Raw genomic sequence first — 15,866 nt, forward strand, 5'->3', positions numbered from 1 at the left:
CTAAGCCTCTCAGCGCCGATGGTACTGCAGGGGGGACCCTGTGGGAGAGTAGGACACCGCCGGACTTCTTCACACGAAATGGCCACCCAACGCTGGGTGGCCATTTCGCATATACGGACACATTCGTTGCCGAGGCGTCGATCGCTTCTCCTCGTGAGGAGCGATCGGCGCCGTCTCCTGTCGAGCCTTGCCGCCCCTGCCGGGATAGGGTCTCAGAGTGAGCGGCTTCACAGGACACCTCCCGGGGAGCCGTGAGTATCGCCGCCTACTCGTGGCTCTCTTCTTCGGGGGAGTGGCGACGTTCGCGCAGTTGTATGCCACACAGGCGCTGCTCCCGCAGATCGCGTCGGATACCCGGACGGGCCCGGCGACAGCGGCGCTCACGGTGTCGGCCTCGACGCTCGGACTCGCGGCTGCGGTCCTGCCGTGGTCGCTCGTCGCAGATCGCATCGGGCGCGTTCCCGCGATGGCACTGGGGGTCGTGGGGGCCACGCTCCTGGGCGCGGCCGCCCCGTTCGCGCCCGACATGACGTCTCTGCTGATCCTCCGCCTCTTCGAGGGAGCCGCCCTCGGCGCTGTGCCCGCCGTCGCTCTGGCCTACCTCAGTGAGGAGGTTTCCGTACGTCACGTCGCCGCCGCCGCTGGGTCCTACATCGCCGGCACGACCGTTGGTGGGCTAACAGGAAGGCTTGTGGCCGGGCCGGTGGGCGAAGCCGCCGGATGGCGGTGGGGCGTGGCATCCGTCATAGTGCTGTGCGCCATGGCATCCGCGGTGTTCCTCGTTCTGATTCCTCGCGCGCGGGGGTTCGTCCCGGGCCGTCGCCGCGCCACCCCGGGGTTGTCGATCGCCGGTCGTCTGGGCGTGAATCTGCGATCGCCGGCGCAGCTTGCGTTGTACGCGCAAGGCTTTCTGCTCATGGGTGCGTTCGTGGCGGTCTACAACTATCTCGGTTTCCACCTCCTCGATCCTCCGTTCGCGCTCGCACCCGGTGTCGTGACGCTGCTGTTCCTCGCGTATCTGGCGGGAACGGTGTCTTCTCCGCGCGCGGGGGCCGTCGCCGTCCGGCGGGGGCGGTTCGCGGTGCTGACGGGATCGATCGGCGTGACGGCTGTCGGCGCGGCGCTGATGATCGTCCCCTCGACGGCTGTCGTCCTCGTCGGCCTCGTGATCTTCACGGCGGGATTCTTCGCCGCGCACGCCGTTGCGTCGGGGTGGACTCCGGTCGCGGCCGCGCCGGAGGCTCGCGCACAAGCTTCCTCCCTCTACTACCTGGGCTACTACGGCGGCTCGAGCCTGTTCGGCTGGCTCCTCGGCGTCGTGTTCGCGGCGGGAGGGTGGGTCTGGTTCGTCGGCACGGTGATCGCGATGTGCGCAGCCGCCGCCGGCCTGGCGTGGGCGGCGCTCCGCCCGGGCAGGGTCGCGTGAGGCGAACGCTCCGCGTCCCCGGGTCAATCCCTCACCACGATGTCGTCCATCGCGACTAGCGTCGGTACGACGACATGAGGAGGTCGCGAGTGGATGACGCCGACGAGCTGACGACAGCACGGACGCCGCAGGACGGTATCGACGATGGATCGGCCGAGGAGACCGCCGACCCCGTGGCCGAGATCAGCTACGACGAACAGCGCTATCCGGCCCGTCCGCGTCGCCTGCGTCCGCGTGACCAGTTCCGCGGCGGCACGTTGCGCCGCTTCCTCACCGATCCGCGGAACGCGAACGGTGCGAACCCCTCGTACGTGGAGTGGCTCGTCCGGCAGTCGATGCTGAAGGACGCCGACGTTCTGAGCCGGCAGCTCTCGGGGCAGCCGTCGATGTGGCGCAATCCCTATGCGCGTCCCGACGCGCGGCGCGCCATCGAATCGACCGACGTGTGGTTCACGGCGTACCCCATTTCGCTCATGGCCCGACCGGGCGAGTCGTTCCTCGACGCCCTCGGTGACGAGGCGCTGTGGGAGGCGTTCGAATGGGTGGGCATCAACGGCATCCACACCGGGCCCGTCAAGCGCGCGGGCGGAATCAGCGGGTGGCAGGAGACACCGAGCGTAGACGGCCACTTCGACCGCATCAGCACGCAGATCGATCCCGAGTTCGGTGACGAGAACGCCTTCCGGCGCATGGCCGACGTGGCCGACGCCCACGGCGGCAGCGTGATCGACGACATCGTTCCCGGTCACACGGGGAAGGGCGCAGATTTCCGTCTCGCCGAGATGGCGTACAAGGACTACCCCGGCATCTACCACATGGTCGAGATCCCGCGCGAGGACTGGGGGCTTCTTCCCGAGGTGCCCGCTGGGCGTGATTCGGTCAATCTGGACTCCGAGACCGAGCGCGAGCTCAGCGCACGCGGCTACATCATCGGCGAGTTGCAGCGGGTCATCTTCTACACCCCCGGGGTCAAGGAGACGAACTGGAGCGCCACGGCGCCGGTCGTCGGCACGGACGGCCTCGAGCGCCGGTGGGTGTATCTGCACTACTTCAAGGAGGGGCAGCCCTCGATCAACTGGCTGGACCCGACCTTCGCGGGGATGCGGTTGGTGATCGGCGATGCGCTGCACTCCCTGGGCGACCTGGGCACGAGTGCGCTGCGGCTGGATGCCAACGGGTTCCTCGGCGTGGAGAAGAGCGCCGAGGGTCTGCCCGCGTGGTCCGAAGGGCACCCGCTCTCGCACGCGGCCAACCACATCATTGCGGGGATGGTCCGCAAGGTCGGCGGCTTCACGTTCCAGGAACTCAATCTCACGATGGAGGACATCCGCGACACGGGCGCCGTCGGCGCCGACCTGTCGTACGACTTCGTGACGCGGCCCGGCTACCACCACGCGCTCGCGACGGCGAACACGGAGTTCCTCCGACTCGCCCTGACCACGGCGCTGGAGACCGGCGTGGAGCCGGTGCAGCTCGTGCACGGGATGCAGAACCACGACGAGCTGACCTACGAGCTGGTGCACTGGGCCACCACACACCGCGACACGGTGTACCCCTTCCGGCATGGGGAGTCCACCGGCGCCGAGATCGCCGAGACCGTACGGGCCGAGCTGACGCAGGCCCTCACGGTCGACGCGGACTACAACCTCGTCTTCACACAGAACGGCATCGCCTGCACGACCGCGTCGCTGATCGCGGCGACGCAGGGCAAGGCGACCCTGGACGACATCACGGACGCCGACGTTCCCGCCATCCGCGATGCGCACCTGCTGCTGGCCAAGTACAACTCCTGGCAGCCGGGCGTTTTCGCGCTCTCGGGATGGGATCTCACCGGATCGCTCACGCTGCACGCCGACGAGGTGCGGCACCTCATCGCGTCGGGCGACACGCGCTGGATCGAGCGCGGTGCCCACGACCTTCTCGACGTCGCGCCCGATGCGTCCACCTCGGCCTCCGGGATGCCGCGCGCCCGGTCGCTCTACGGATCACTCGGGCAGCAGCAGGCCGACCCCGACTCGTTCCTCGCCGGCCTGCGCGACATTTTGCGGATCCGCCGTGAGAACGGGATCGCCGTCGCGTCGCAGGTGGACATCCCGCAGGTCGGGCACCCCAGCATGCTCGTGATGGTGCACCGGCTCGACGGTGGCGATCGTCGCCTCGAGGATGCGCCGCTGCAGATCACCGTGCTGAACTTCTCGGGCGAGAGCATCGAGGGCACCGTGCGTTCGGAGTGGCTGGTTCCGCAGAGCACCGCGGTCGATGCGGCGACCGGCGACATCCTGGGTCGCGTGGACGAGCTGCAGAGCTTCGCGCTCGAACTGGGACCGTACGCGGGTCTGTTCCTGCGCATGCAGGCACCGGAGCCCGTCGAGGACTGACGCCGCGGTGGTGTCGGGGGTGGGACCTACGCTGCCGAGCATGAGCGAAGCATCGTGTCTCGCCCCCGACTGTCGCGACGTCGCTGCGCCGGGGGCTCCTGTCGGACTGTGCGAGGAGCACCTGATCGTCGCCGCCGAGTGGGCCGGGCGTCGCGACGGGGTCACGGATGTCCTTCCCACCCCGTGCCGATTGTGCGGATCCCGACTCGGGGTGCGCTGGCCGAGCGGGTGGCTGTGCGCCGTGTGCGAGTGGCGCCACGGCGAGCCGGTCGACACCGAGCTCCCGCCTCCGCGGATCGACGTGGTCTACTACCTGCGGTTCCACGACAGGGTCAAGATCGGGACGAGCGCGCATCCACGGCAGCGTCTGCGAGCGATCCGGCACGACGAGCTGCTCGCGTTCGAACGAGGCGATCGGGCGCTCGAGCGACGCCGCCACGAGCAGTTCGCCGCCGAGCGGCTCGGCGGATCCGAGTGGTTCGATCGGAGCGCCGCCTTGGAAGCTCACCTCGCGTCGCTGACCGCGGGCATCGTGGATCCGTGGGATCTTTTCGCCCGCTGGACCAGCGAAGCGTTCGCGCGGCAGAGCTGAGGTGCGGGCCTGACTCCCGCCGCACAGGCGACTCAAAGGCATCCGCTTTACCGTGAAGTCCCCAGACACCGGGAGGGCAATCATGGGCTTCCTCGATCGACTCTTCGGCGGCAGTGACGACGAGCGCCGCGAGCACGTCTCCCGCGCTCCGTACGCGCCCCCCAGCGGTTCTCGCGACGGAGGCGGCCGATACGTCCCGCCGCCCCCGCCGGGGAGCACGGGAACCGCGTCAGCCGGCTCGAGCGACGACGCGCAGGCGCTGGAGCGATACCGCTACCTGCTGCGCACCGCCCCGCCCGAAACGGTGGAGCAGGTGCACGCCGAAGCCTTCGCCCGTCTGACCCCCAGCCAACGCCAGCAGGTGTTGCAGGAGCTCTCTGCCGGACTCCCGGCGGCTGAGCGGCCGGTGGGCGACGACCCGGCGACGCTCGCGCGCGCAGCCACTCGCGCCGAGTACACGCGCCCGGGATTCATGGAGCGCACCTTTGGAGGGCGATCGTTCGGCGGTGGAATGGGCGGTTCGGGCTTCGGGTCGATGCTCGGGGCGTCGATGCTGGGCACGATCGGCGGATACGTCATCGGCTCGGCTCTCGTCGGATCGCTGTTCGATCCGGGGTACGCCGCCGGGTTCGAGGACGGTGCGGCCGCGGATGGGGGCGATGCGGCATCCTTCGACGACCCCGGTGCAGCCGACGCGGGCGGGTTCGGCGATTTCGGTGGCGATTTCGGTGGCGACTTCGGGTTCTGACGCCCCGCAAGGTCCCCGTCACGCCCGTTCGATGACGGGTCTCCCTGTCATGTGAGGCGCGCTCAGCGTGGGCGAAGGCGTGCGCGGCCGTCCGCGAGATAGGGTCGAGGCCATGTCCGGCCCGTCCCTGAGCGAGCGGATCGGTCTGCATCGCGCTCTTCTGGTGAGCCAGCTTCTTCAGGCCTCCGCCATGGTGCTGGCGGCTGTGGTGACTCTGCTCCTCGAGCAGATCCAGCACGTGACGCTGTTCGTTGCGAGTGCGGGCATGGTCTTCGGGTGCGCCGCGCTCGTGGTGTTGATCCCCGCCGAACGGATGCCGTCGTGGGTCCTGCTGGCCGTTCCCGTCGTGGACGTCGCCGCGATCGGACTGATGCGAGAGAGCGCACCGGTCGCGGGGGTGGGACTCCTGTGGGCCTTCCCGGCGATCTGGATCGGCGCGGTGTTCGGCGTCCGCGGGGTGATCTGCCTGACCGTCGCCGTTTCGATGATGGTGGGCTACCAGGCCTTCGACCAGTCGCAGCGCTTCGCCGCCTCGACGTTCGTGCTGCCCTTCACCCTCGTGGCGCTCGCGACGATGTCGCACTTCGCGGCGCGACGCGCACGCGCTCATCGTTCGCTGCTGGAGAAGCAGTCGGCAGAACTGCGCCGGTCGCTCGAGCGCTCGCGACGACAGGAGGATCTGGTGACGGAGGTGCTCGACGCCGTGGACTTCGGCGTCATCCGCATCACCGCGGACGGCGAGTATGCCGTGAGCAACGAAGCCCACGCGCGTCTCCAGGCCAACGTGGATCCGTTGGGCGCGTCGTCGGCGGCCTTCGCCGCGGACGGCACGACCCGTCTCGACCCTTCCGAGACCCCCCTCTCGCGTGCGCGGGCGGGCCAGGTGTTCGAGGGTGAACTGGTGTGGTTCGGGATGCCGGGAGAGAACCGCCGGGCACTGAACGTCACCGCGCGCCGCCTCCCCGCGCGCGACTCCACTGACGGCGGCACCGTGGTCGTCTCGCGCGACGTGACGACCGAGGAGCAGGCGCTGCGCGCGCGAGACGACCTCGTTGCCAGCGTGTCCCACGAGCTCCGTACACCCCTGACCTCGGTGATCGGGTACCTCGAGCTCGCCCTCGACGACGAGCGACTGGATGCCGCCACACGCGAGCAGCTGGAGATCGCGGGACGCAACGCCGTCCGCCTGCGGGAGCTCGTCGCGGACATCCTGGCGATGTCCGCGGCCTCCCGCAACGGCGTCGAGTTCGACCTCGACCTCACCACGGCGGACGTGGCGGACATCGTCGAAAGCGCTCTGACGTCGCTCGCTCCGCTGGCGTCGGCGCACGGCATCCGGCTCGACGCGACGGGAGTGTGCTCCGCTCCGGCCGTCGTCGACGCGCGCCGTCTGCGCCAGGTCGTCGACAATCTGGTGTCCAACGCAGTGAAGTTCAACGCGCGCGGCGGGGTCGTGGTGGTCTCGGCGACGCGGGAGGGCGACGCGGTCGTCATCCGCGTGGCCGACGACGGCCCGGGGATCTCCCCCAGCGAGGAGGGAAGGATCTTCGAGAGGTTCTTCCGCGCGGATGCCGTCCGCAACTCCTCGATCCACGGCAGTGGACTCGGCCTCGCCATCAGCCGCGACATCGTGCGTGCGCACGGCGGGGACATCACCGTGCAGACGCAACAGGGGACGGGCACGGTCTTCACGGTGCGCCTGCCCCAGGAGGAAGGAACGGCGTCATGGTCCTCGACGTCTTGAGCCTGCAGACGGCCGCGGCCCTGGTGATCCTGGTGTCGGCGGTGATGTACCTGCTGGACACCCTCATGCTCAGGGACGCGCTCCCGGGTCGACTGTGGGCGGCGGCGTTCCTCGCCGGCGTGTTCTCCGCGGTCGCCTACCTGGTCTGGATCACCGTTCCGGATGCGTTCGTGGCGGTGGCCCTCGGCAACGGCGCCTTCGTGGCCGCGACCGCCCTCATCTGGCTGGGCTGCATGGCCTTCAACGGACGCGACGTGCGCGTACCCGTCATGGTGGCCTCCCTCGTTCCCGTCGCGGTCGCCGTGCTGGCGCTCGTGGAGGGCCCGGCCGCGGGGGACTGGGCGGGCGCCGTGGCACTGTTCCTGGGCAACGCGCTCTTCGCCGTGCTCGGCGGCATCGAGACCCGCCGCGGCGCGGTCGGTCGTCGATGGAGCGCGGCGGGGCTCACCGTCGTCCTCAGCGTGGAGGCGGTGTGGTTCCTCGTCCGAACGGTCGTCTTCATCGTGCAGGGCCCGGAGAGCGAGATCTTCCTCGGGTTCTTCGGGACGCAGGTATCGGCCCTGCTCACGATGACCCTGGTCGTGGCGGCTGTGGTCGTGACCTCGGTGCTGCGCACGAGCGAGTCGGCCCTTCGGGGCAATCCCAAGACCCGTCAGCTCATCGTGGACCGCAACGGCGTCCTGCTGCGCGAGTCGTTCGGAGCCACCGTGACCATCGTCGCGGATCGCGCACGCGCCGCCGGGGAGGATGTCTGCGTCGTCGGCATCCGGGTCGACGATCTGCGCCGGGTGGCGACGGCCTTCGGGCCCGAGGAGGCCGAGGAGATGGCGCTCGCGTTCCGAGCGTCCGTTCGTCGGCACGCCCCCACCATGGCGCTCGTCGGCGAAGCGGATGCCACCGGCCTGGCGATCGCCTTCGCCACCACCCCCGGCGCGGACCTCCGCCGGCTGGTACACGTTCTGCACGAGCGCGTCGTAGCCGACCTCTCCGCTGTGGGGACCTCGGTGGTGCCGGTCGTGGGCATCGGCGTTGCCCTGGCGTCGGCGGAGGGCGGGGACGGTCCGACCCTGGTCGACCGTGCGGACGCCGCGGCCGGCCGCGCCGCGCAGACCGGCGAGCAGCCTTTCGGCTCGATCGGGGGCTGACCGCGGCCGCGGGTCAGACCGCCGTGTGGTCCCCGGCGACCAGCGCCTGGACGCGGGCGCGGAGCTCGCGCGGACGGAAGGGCTTCGTGAGGTAGTCGTCGGCGCCGGCCTCGCGCGCGAGGCGTTCCTCCGTGGCATCCACCCGTGCGCTCACCATCAGGATGCGGGTTCCGCTGAACTCGCGGATCCGGCGGGCGGTCGCGAAACCGTCGAGCCCGGGCATGCTGACGTCGAGCGTCGTGACGGCGGGGTCGGTTTCCCGCACCGCCTCGATTCCGGCGAGCCCGTCGATGGCGGCGTGCACGACGAAGCCCGCGGGCTCGAGGACAGCGGTGAGCAGCGAACGGATATCGACGTCGTCCTCGATGACGACCACGACGTTCGGATTCGGCATGATGACACTCTCGCCTACCGGTCGGGGGCCCGGATGCGGCCTTGAGGGAATGCTAGACCACCCGGCGCCTCGCCGGCCGGCGGACGCGAGGGCTGTGGCATCCTCGAGGGGTGACCCTCCTCGCGTTGACCGGCGGAATCGCGTCGGGCAAGTCCACGATCTCCCGGATGCTGGCCGAGCGGGGCGCCGTCGTCATCGATGCCGACGCCATCGTGCGCGAGGTGCAGGCCCCGGGATCCCCCGTGCTCGATGCCATCGTGGCCGAGTTCGGAGGCGACGTGCTCCGACCGGACGGTTCACTCGACCGCCCCGCTCTCGGCGCGCGCGTTTTCGGACACCCCGAGCGCCTGGCCGCGCTCAACGCTCTCGTGCACCCCGCCGTGCGCGAGGAGTCACAGCGGAGATTCCGCGCGGCGTTCGCCGCCGATCCTCGGGCCGTCGTCGTGTACGACGTACCGCTGCTGGCTGAGGCCCGCGGCGGGGACGAGTGGGACCTCGTCGTCGTCGCCCACGCTCCCGTCGAGCAGCGGGTCCGGCGCCTGATCGATCAGCGCGGGTCATCGGAATCGGAGGCCCGCGCCCGCATCGCGGCTCAGGTGGGGGACGACGAACGGCTGGCGCTCGCAGACGTCGTGATCGACACCTCGGGCGACATGGAAGAGACCCGCCGCCAGGTCGATGAGTTGTGGGAGCGCCTCTCGCGTCGCTGACCCGCTTCTTGCGCGACCCTGCTCGCGCACGGCGAACGCCGGGCGGGCCCCGATGTCGGAGGCCCCGCCTACGCTGGAAACATGCAGGCCACGCGTTCCGTCCGCCCCTTCGAGGTCGTCAGCGAATACTCTCCGTCCGGCGATCAACCGCAGGCGATCGCCGATCTGGCCGCGCGCATCAATGCGGGCGAGACCGACGTCGTGCTGCTCGGTGCCACCGGCACCGGCAAGTCGGCGACGACGGCGTGGCTCGTCGAGGCCGTTCAGCGTCCGACGCTCGTGCTCGCGCACAACAAGACCCTCGCCGCGCAGTTGGCCAACGAGTTCCGTGAGCTCATGCCGAACAACGCCGTCGAGTACTTCGTCTCGTACTACGACTACTACCAGCCCGAGGCGTACGTCCCGCAGACCGATACGTTCATCGAGAAGGACTCCTCGATCAATGCCGAGGTTGAGCGTCTGCGCCACTCGACGACGAACTCGCTGCTCTCGCGGCGCGACGTCGTCGTGGTCTCCACGGTGTCGTGCATCTACGGCCTCGGTGCTCCCGAGGAGTACCTGCGGGCGATGGTCGCGCTGCAGGTGGGGGAGCGGTACGACCGTGACGCGCTCATCCGCAAGTTCATCGCCATGCAGTACAACCGCAACGATGTCGACTTCTCCCGCGGCAACTTCCGCGTCCGCGGGGACACGATCGAGATCATCCCGGTCTACGAGGAGTACGCGATCCGCATCGAGATGTTCGGCGACGAGATCGAGGCGCTGTACACCCTGCACCCGCTGACCGGCGACGTGATCCAGAAGATGGATTCCGTGCCGATCTTCCCCGCTTCCCACTACGTCGCCGGCACCGACACCGTGCAGCGCGCGATCGGGACCATCGAGCACGAGCTCGGCGAGCGACTGAAGGAGCTCGAGTCGCAGAACAAGCTGCTCGAGGCCCAGCGCCTGCGCATGCGCACGACGTTCGATCTCGAGATGCTGCAGCAGCTCGGCTTCTGCTCGGGCATTGAGAACTACTCGCGTCATCTCGACGGGCGCAATGCCGGCGATCCGCCGCACACGCTGCTGGACTTCTTCCCCGACGATTTCCTGCTCGTCATCGACGAGTCGCACGTGACGGTGCCGCAGATCGGTGCGATGTACGAGGGAGACGCCTCGCGCAAGCGCACGCTCGTCGAGCACGGATTCCGTCTGCCGAGCGCCATGGACAACCGCCCGCTGCGGTGGGACGAGTTCAAGAACCGGATCGGCCAGACGGTATATCTGTCGGCGACGCCGGGCCGGTACGAGATGGGCATCGCCGACGGCGTCGTGGAACAGATCATCCGTCCCACCGGCCTCGTCGATCCGGAGATCGTCGTGAAGCCGTCTAAGGGCCAGATCGATGACCTGCTCGAGCAGATCCGTATCCGCGTCGATCGCGACGAGCGGGTGCTGGTGACGACTCTGACGAAGAAGATGGCCGAAGAGCTCACCGACTTCCTCGGCGAGCACGGCGTGCGCGTGCGGTATCTGCATTCCGACGTCGACACGCTCCGGCGCGTCGAACTGCTCACCGAACTCCGCGCCGGTGTCTACGACGTGCTCGTGGGCATCAACCTGCTGCGCGAGGGCCTCGACCTCCCCGAGGTGTCGTTGGTGGCGATCCTGGATGCCGACAAAGAGGGGTTCCTGCGCAGCGGAACCTCGCTCATCCAGACGATCGGTCGCGCCGCGCGAAACGTGTCGGGCGAGGTGCACATGTACGCTGACAAGATCACCGACTCGATGCAGAACGCGATCGACGAGACCGAGCGACGACGCGAGAAGCAGATCGCCTACAACACGGCGAACGGCATCGACCCCCAGCCTCTGCGCAAGAAGATCGCCGACATCACCGAGGTGCTCGCCCGCGAGGCATCGGACACGCGGAGCCTGCTGTCTCGCAACGACAAGGCGGGCAAGGGCAAGTCCCCGACACCGCAGCTGCGACGCACCGGGATCGCGGCCGAGGGTGCCGATCAGTTGGAGTCCACGATCGCCGATCTCACGCAGCAGATGCTCGCGGCGGCGAGCGAGCTGAAGTTCGAGCTCGCGGGGCGTCTGCGCGACGAGGTGCAGGATCTCAAGAAGGAGCTTCGGGCGATGGAGCGCGCGGGCCACGCGTGACGGGCGCTGAGCGGCCGGAGTGCGCCTGATCGCGGGCCGCGGCAGAGACGGGACACGGGGAGCATCGTGGAGCAGAGAGTGTCTCTGATCACACTGGGGGTGCATGACCTCGAGCGCGCTCTCGAGTTCTACCGGGGCCTCGGGTGGCGACCGCATCCGGCGTCGGTGGAAGGCGAGGTCGTCTTCTTCAACGCCGACGGCATGATCGTCGCCCTGTGGGCGCGTGAGAAGCTGGCCGCGGACTCGACGGTCGGGGACGCAGGCGGATGGGGCGGAATCACGCTCGCCCACAACGTGCGCACGCCCGAGGAGGTGGACGCGATCCTCGCGACCGCCGTCGCGGCAGGCGCGTCGCTCGGCCGGGCCGGTGGCCCGACGGCGTGGGGCGGGTATTCCGGGGTGTTCCTCGACTTGGACGGTCACCCGTGGGAGATCGCGGTCAATCCCGGTTGGCCGTTGGACGAGGCAGGTCGGCTGCGCCTCCCCTGAGCGCAGAAATCGGGACCGCGGTCGCGGTCACCTCCACGGGCACCGCGGCTCCTTTCACGGGCAGTGGAGCAGCGGCTTCGGCCCGGTTCGGTCGACGCTGTGCTCCGACATGGGGTGGCCGCACAAGGGGCAGGGGCGTCCGGTGCGGACCGGCTCGGGAGTCGTGTCATACGGTCCCACCGACGCGGGGCCGGCGACGCGGATGAGTCGCGTGTTGATGTACTGGTACCACCCGCCGGCTTCCCGCACGCGTTCGCGCAGCGGGGGTCGATCGGCATCCTTTTGTGCCATGATCATTAGTGTACTAACTAATTGAGGAGGGTGTGTGGACGATCCGCTGCGGTTGGAGAACCAGGTGTGCTTCGCCCTCGTCACGGCTGCCCGCAACGTCGTGTCGATCTATCGCCCTGTCCTCGAGCCGCTCGGGCTCACCCACCCGCAGTACCTCGTCATGCTGGCGTTGTGGGAACGCGCTCCGCGGTCCCTGAGCGCCCTGGCGGGAGAGCTCGCGATGGAGCCGGCGACGCTCTCGCCGCTGGTCAAGCGGCTCGAAGCCCAGGGGCGGGTCCGGCGCACGCGTCGGGCGGACGACGAGCGCGTCCTCGACATCGATCTCACCGAGGACGGCCGGGCACTGCGCGAGCACGCGCTGGCGGTCCCGGCGCAGATCATGAAGCGCGTCGGGATCGACGAGAGCGCGTTGGTCGCCCTGCGCGACGGACTGGCCCCGTTCGCGAGGCGGTTCGACCCGGCCAGCTGAGATCGGGTCCGACTCGATCGAATGCGGCGATGCGCGACGCAGCGGGATCGGCTCCGCGTCCGGCGGTGTTCGGCATCGGGTGAGGGTGCGGTGGATGCCGGAGGGACCCGCGCGCCGGCGCGGGGTCTCCGCGTTCGTCGCCGTCTCAGCGTTCGGCGCAACCTCCGCAGGCACCGAGGTTCCGAGGCCGAGGTGACGCGGATCGCTGAGGATGCGCCGACCGCGGACGCGGCCGCCGTTCAGGATGCCGCCGCGCACCGTCGCGGACGACGCCATGAGCGGGCGGACCGCGCGCTCTGCGCCTCTTCGCGGCGTTGCGCACGTCGCACACATGTGCGCCCGGGGCGAACCCGGGACCGATGTCGGAGGGGGAACCTAGACTTGTCGGGTGCCCATCGTTCCTGTCTCGTCTCCCGGAAACACCAGCGGAAAGCTCAGTGTTCGTGGTGCCCGCGTCCACAATCTGAAGAACGTCGACCTCGACATTCCGCGTGATTCGCTCGTGGTGTTCACCGGCCTCTCGGGGTCGGGGAAGTCCAGCCTGGCGTTCGACACGATCTTCGCCGAGGGGCAGCGCCGGTACGTCGAATCCCTGAGCGCGTATGCGCGCCAGTTCCTCGGTCAGGTCGACCGTCCCGACGTCGACTTCATCGAGGGTCTGAGCCCGGCGGTGTCGATCGACCAGAAGTCGACCAACCGCAACCCGCGGTCGACCGTCGGCACGATCACCGAGATCCACGACTACATGCGTCTGCTGTGGGCGCGCATCGGCGTGCCGCACTGCCCGGACTGCGGCGCGCGCATTCAGCGTCAGACGGTCCAGCAGATCGCCGACCAGCTGATGGAGCTGCCCGAGCGCACGCGCTACCAGATCGTGGCGCCCGTCGTGACGCAGAAGAAGGGGGAGTTCGTCGACCTCTTCAAGGAGCTGTCCGCCAAGGGCTACGCCCGCGCCGTCGTCGATGGAGAACTCATCCAGCTGGCCGAGCCGCCGACGCTGAAGAAGAGCTACAAGCACGACATCGCCGTCGTGGTCGACCGTCTCGTGGCATCCGGCGACATCCTCAGCCGCGTGACCGACTCCGTCGAGACCGCCCTCGGGCTGGCCGGCGGCATCATGCAGGTCAACTTCGTGGACGAAGAGGGCGACGCCGCGTGGCAGTCGTTCTCCGAGAAGCTCGCGTGCCCGAACGGGCACCCGCTGCAGCTCACCGAGATCGAGCCGCGGACGTTCTCGTTCAACGCCCCCTTCGGTGCCTGCCCGGTGTGCTCGGGCCTGGGCACGCGCATGTCCGTCGACGTCGACCTGATGCTGGGGGACGAGGAGCTGTCCATCCGCGACGGCGCGATTCTGCCCTGGACCACCCAGGGCAAGGGGCTGTTCCAGTACTACGAGCGGCTCCTCGAGGGACTCGCGCGCGATCTCGACTTCTCGCTCGACACCCCGTGGCGCGACCTCTCGAAGGACGTGCAGAACGCGGTGCTGCGCGGCGAGAACTACAAGGTCACCGTCAAGTGGAAGAACCGCTACGGGCGCGAGATGCGGTACTCCTCGGGCTTCGAAGGCGTCGTCCCCTACATCGAGCGGCAGTACCTTCAGGCCGAGTCCGACGCCCAGCGCCAGCGCTGGTCGGAGTACCTGCGCGAAGTCCCGTGCGCGGTGTGCGACGGCGACCGGCTCAAGCCCGAGGTGCTCGCGGTGCTGGTGGACGGCACCTCGATCGCCGCGGCCTCCCGCATGAGCCTCTCGGACGCCCGAGAGTTCTTCTCGAAGCTGACCCTCACGGAGCGGGAGGCGACGATCGCCGCCGCGGTGCTCCGCGAGATCCGGGCGCGCCTCGACTTCCTGCTGCAGGTCGGGCTGAACTACCTCAGCCTCGGGCGCGCCGCCGGAACGCTCTCGGGCGGCGAGGCGCAGCGCATCCGTCTCGCGACGCAGATCGGGTCGGGCCTCACCGGCGTGCTGTACGTGCTCGATGAGCCGTCGATCGGTCTGCACCAGCGCGACAACCGCCGTCTCATCCAGACCCTCGAGACCCTGCGCGACCTCGGGAACACGCTCATCGTCGTCGAGCACGACGAAGAGACGATTCACGCGGCCGACTGGATCGTCGACATCGGCCCCCGCGCCGGCGTCGACGGGGGCAATGTCGTGCACTCCGGGCCCCTCGCACAGCTCCTCGACGACGACCGCTCGCTCACGGGCGCATACCTCTCGGGGCGCCGGTCGATCGAGGCGCCCAAGAAGCGCCGCAAGATCGACAAGAAGCGTCAGATCACGGTCGTCGGCGCGCGGGAGAACAACCTGCAGAACGTCACGGTGGACTTCCCGCTCGGCGTGCTCACCTCGGTGACCGGGGTGAGCGGTTCGGGCAAGTCGACGCTGGTCAACGGCATCCTGTACGAAGTCCTCGCGTCCAAGCTCAACGGTGCCCGCCGCGTGCCCGGCAAGCACACGCGCGTCACGGGTCTCGACAACCTCGACAAGGTCGTGCACGTCGACCAGGCGCCGATCGGCCGGACGCCGCGCTCGAACCCGGCGACCTACACCGGTGTGTTCGACCGCATCCGCACGCTGTTCAGCGAGACGCCGGAAGCGAAGGTGCGCGGCTACCAGGCCGGGCGCTTCAGCTTCAACGTCAAGGGCGGACGCTGCGAGGCGTGCTCGGGCGACGGCACGCTCAAGATCGAGATGAACTTCCTGCCCGACGTCTACGTCGACTGCGAGGTGTGCCACGGCAAGCGGTACAACCGCGACACGCTCTCGGTGCATTACAAGGGCAAGAACATCGCCGAGGTGCTCGAGATGCCGATTTCGGAGGCGGCGGAGTTCTTCGAGCCGATCCAGGCCATTCACCGCTACCTGAAGACGCTGGTCGACGTGGGCCTCGGATACGTCCGACTCGGTCAGTCGGCCACGACGCTGTCCGGCGGCGAGGCGCAGCGCGTCAAGCTCGCGACGGAGCTGCAGCGCCGGAGCAACGGCCGCTCGATCTACGTGCTCGACGAGCCCACGACGGGTCTGCACTTCGAGGACGTGTCGCTGCTGTTGAAGGTGCTCAACGGCCTCGTCGACAAGGGCAACACGGTCATCGTCATCGAGCACAACCTCGACGTCATCAAGAGCTCGGACTGGGTCATCGACCTGGGGCCCGAGGGCGGTGCCGGCGGAGGAACGATCGTCGCGACCGGCACGCCCGAGCAGGTGGCCACGGTCGCCGAGAGCCACACGGGGGCGTTCCTCGCCGAGCTCCTCGAGACCGGCCGCACCGGAGCGCAGCGCAACACCGCCGAGCGCGAGCCGGAACTGGCCCGCGCGGGAGCCTGAG

13 protein-coding genes and 1 rRNA gene are annotated in these 15,866 nt (G+C 69.2%); 12 read left to right on the plus strand and 2 right to left on the minus strand.

Translation table 11 applies throughout. The features are described 5' to 3' along the window. The 7 genes from rrf to LL239_RS14030 all read left to right on the plus strand — a co-directional run. Positions 1 to 65: ribosomal RNA gene (rrf, locus tag LL239_RS18210) — 5S ribosomal RNA — on the plus strand; the annotation flags it as partial. A 152-nt stretch (positions 66 to 217) separates the two neighbouring features. Continuing rightward, on the plus strand, positions 218 to 1,426 hold the full coding sequence (locus tag LL239_RS14005) for an MFS transporter (protein WP_228164062.1): 1,209 nt from the start codon (positions 218 to 220) through the stop codon (positions 1,424 to 1,426). Positions 1,427 to 1,500: 74 nt separating this feature from the next. Beyond that, positions 1,501 to 3,804 carry a maltose alpha-D-glucosyltransferase gene (treS, locus tag LL239_RS14010; RefSeq protein ID WP_228164063.1) on the plus strand — a complete coding sequence of 768 codons (2,304 nt, stop codon included), beginning with the start codon at positions 1,501 to 1,503 and terminating at the stop codon, positions 3,802 to 3,804. 40 nt (positions 3,805 to 3,844) lie between these two features. Beyond that, the gene (locus LL239_RS14015) at positions 3,845 to 4,396 is read left to right on the plus strand and encodes a GIY-YIG nuclease family protein (RefSeq protein ID WP_228164064.1); all 552 of its coding nucleotides are present in this window, start codon (positions 3,845 to 3,847) and stop codon (positions 4,394 to 4,396) included. Positions 4,397 to 4,478: 82 nt separating this feature from the next. Beyond that, positions 4,479 to 5,144, plus strand: a complete 666-nt coding sequence (locus LL239_RS14020; protein ID WP_228164065.1) for a hypothetical protein — start codon at positions 4,479 to 4,481, stop codon at positions 5,142 to 5,144. 112 nt (positions 5,145 to 5,256) lie between these two features. Next, positions 5,257 to 6,888: a sensor histidine kinase gene (locus tag LL239_RS14025; protein WP_228164066.1), complete on the plus strand. Its 1,632-nt coding sequence runs from the start codon at positions 5,257 to 5,259 to the stop codon at positions 6,886 to 6,888. Continuing rightward, positions 6,870 to 8,033: a hypothetical protein gene (locus LL239_RS14030; RefSeq protein ID WP_228164067.1), complete on the plus strand. Its 1,164-nt coding sequence runs from the start codon at positions 6,870 to 6,872 to the stop codon at positions 8,031 to 8,033. The genes LL239_RS14025 and LL239_RS14030 overlap by 19 nt, the downstream gene beginning before the upstream one ends. A 13-nt stretch (positions 8,034 to 8,046) precedes the next feature. Here LL239_RS14030 and LL239_RS14035 read toward each other — a convergent pair whose 3' ends face one another. Further along, positions 8,047 to 8,427: a response regulator transcription factor gene (locus LL239_RS14035; RefSeq protein WP_228164068.1), complete on the minus strand. Its 381-nt coding sequence runs from the start codon at positions 8,425 to 8,427 to the stop codon at positions 8,047 to 8,049. Between the two features lie 110 nt (positions 8,428 to 8,537). On the opposite strand from LL239_RS14035, the gene coaE reads away from it, so the two are divergent. From coaE to LL239_RS14050, 3 genes are all read left to right on the plus strand, one after another. Next, positions 8,538 to 9,137: a dephospho-CoA kinase gene (coaE, locus tag LL239_RS14040; protein WP_228164069.1), complete on the plus strand. Its 600-nt coding sequence runs from the start codon at positions 8,538 to 8,540 to the stop codon at positions 9,135 to 9,137. An 81-nt stretch (positions 9,138 to 9,218) separates the two neighbouring features. Beyond that, positions 9,219 to 11,288, plus strand: a complete 2,070-nt coding sequence (gene uvrB, locus LL239_RS14045) for an excinuclease ABC subunit UvrB (RefSeq protein ID WP_228164070.1) — start codon at positions 9,219 to 9,221, stop codon at positions 11,286 to 11,288. Positions 11,289 to 11,366: 78 nt separating this feature from the next. Beyond that, positions 11,367 to 11,777, plus strand: a complete 411-nt coding sequence (locus tag LL239_RS14050; RefSeq protein WP_228164071.1) for a VOC family protein — start codon at positions 11,367 to 11,369, stop codon at positions 11,775 to 11,777. A 54-nt stretch (positions 11,778 to 11,831) separates the two neighbouring features. Here the strand turns inward: LL239_RS14050 and LL239_RS14055 are convergent, their stop codons facing one another. Further along, the gene (locus LL239_RS14055; protein ID WP_228164072.1) at positions 11,832 to 12,068 is read right to left on the minus strand and encodes a hypothetical protein; all 237 of its coding nucleotides are present in this window, start codon (positions 12,066 to 12,068) and stop codon (positions 11,832 to 11,834) included. 34 nt (positions 12,069 to 12,102) lie between these two features. On the opposite strand from LL239_RS14055, the gene LL239_RS14060 reads away from it, so the two are divergent. Continuing rightward, positions 12,103 to 12,537, plus strand: coding sequence for a MarR family winged helix-turn-helix transcriptional regulator (locus LL239_RS14060; protein ID WP_228164073.1), 435 nt, complete (start codon positions 12,103 to 12,105; stop codon positions 12,535 to 12,537). A gap of 388 nt (positions 12,538 to 12,925) precedes the next feature. Continuing rightward, a complete protein-coding gene (gene uvrA / locus LL239_RS14065; protein ID WP_228164074.1) occupies positions 12,926 to 15,865 on the plus strand; it encodes an excinuclease ABC subunit UvrA in 2,940 nt (979 codons plus the stop codon). The last annotated feature ends 1 nt before the right edge of the window (position 15,866 follow it).

The organism is Microbacterium testaceum, from assembly GCF_020781835.1.
GTDB classification, from domain to species: domain Bacteria; phylum Actinomycetota; class Actinomycetes; order Actinomycetales; family Microbacteriaceae; genus Microbacterium; species Microbacterium testaceum_H.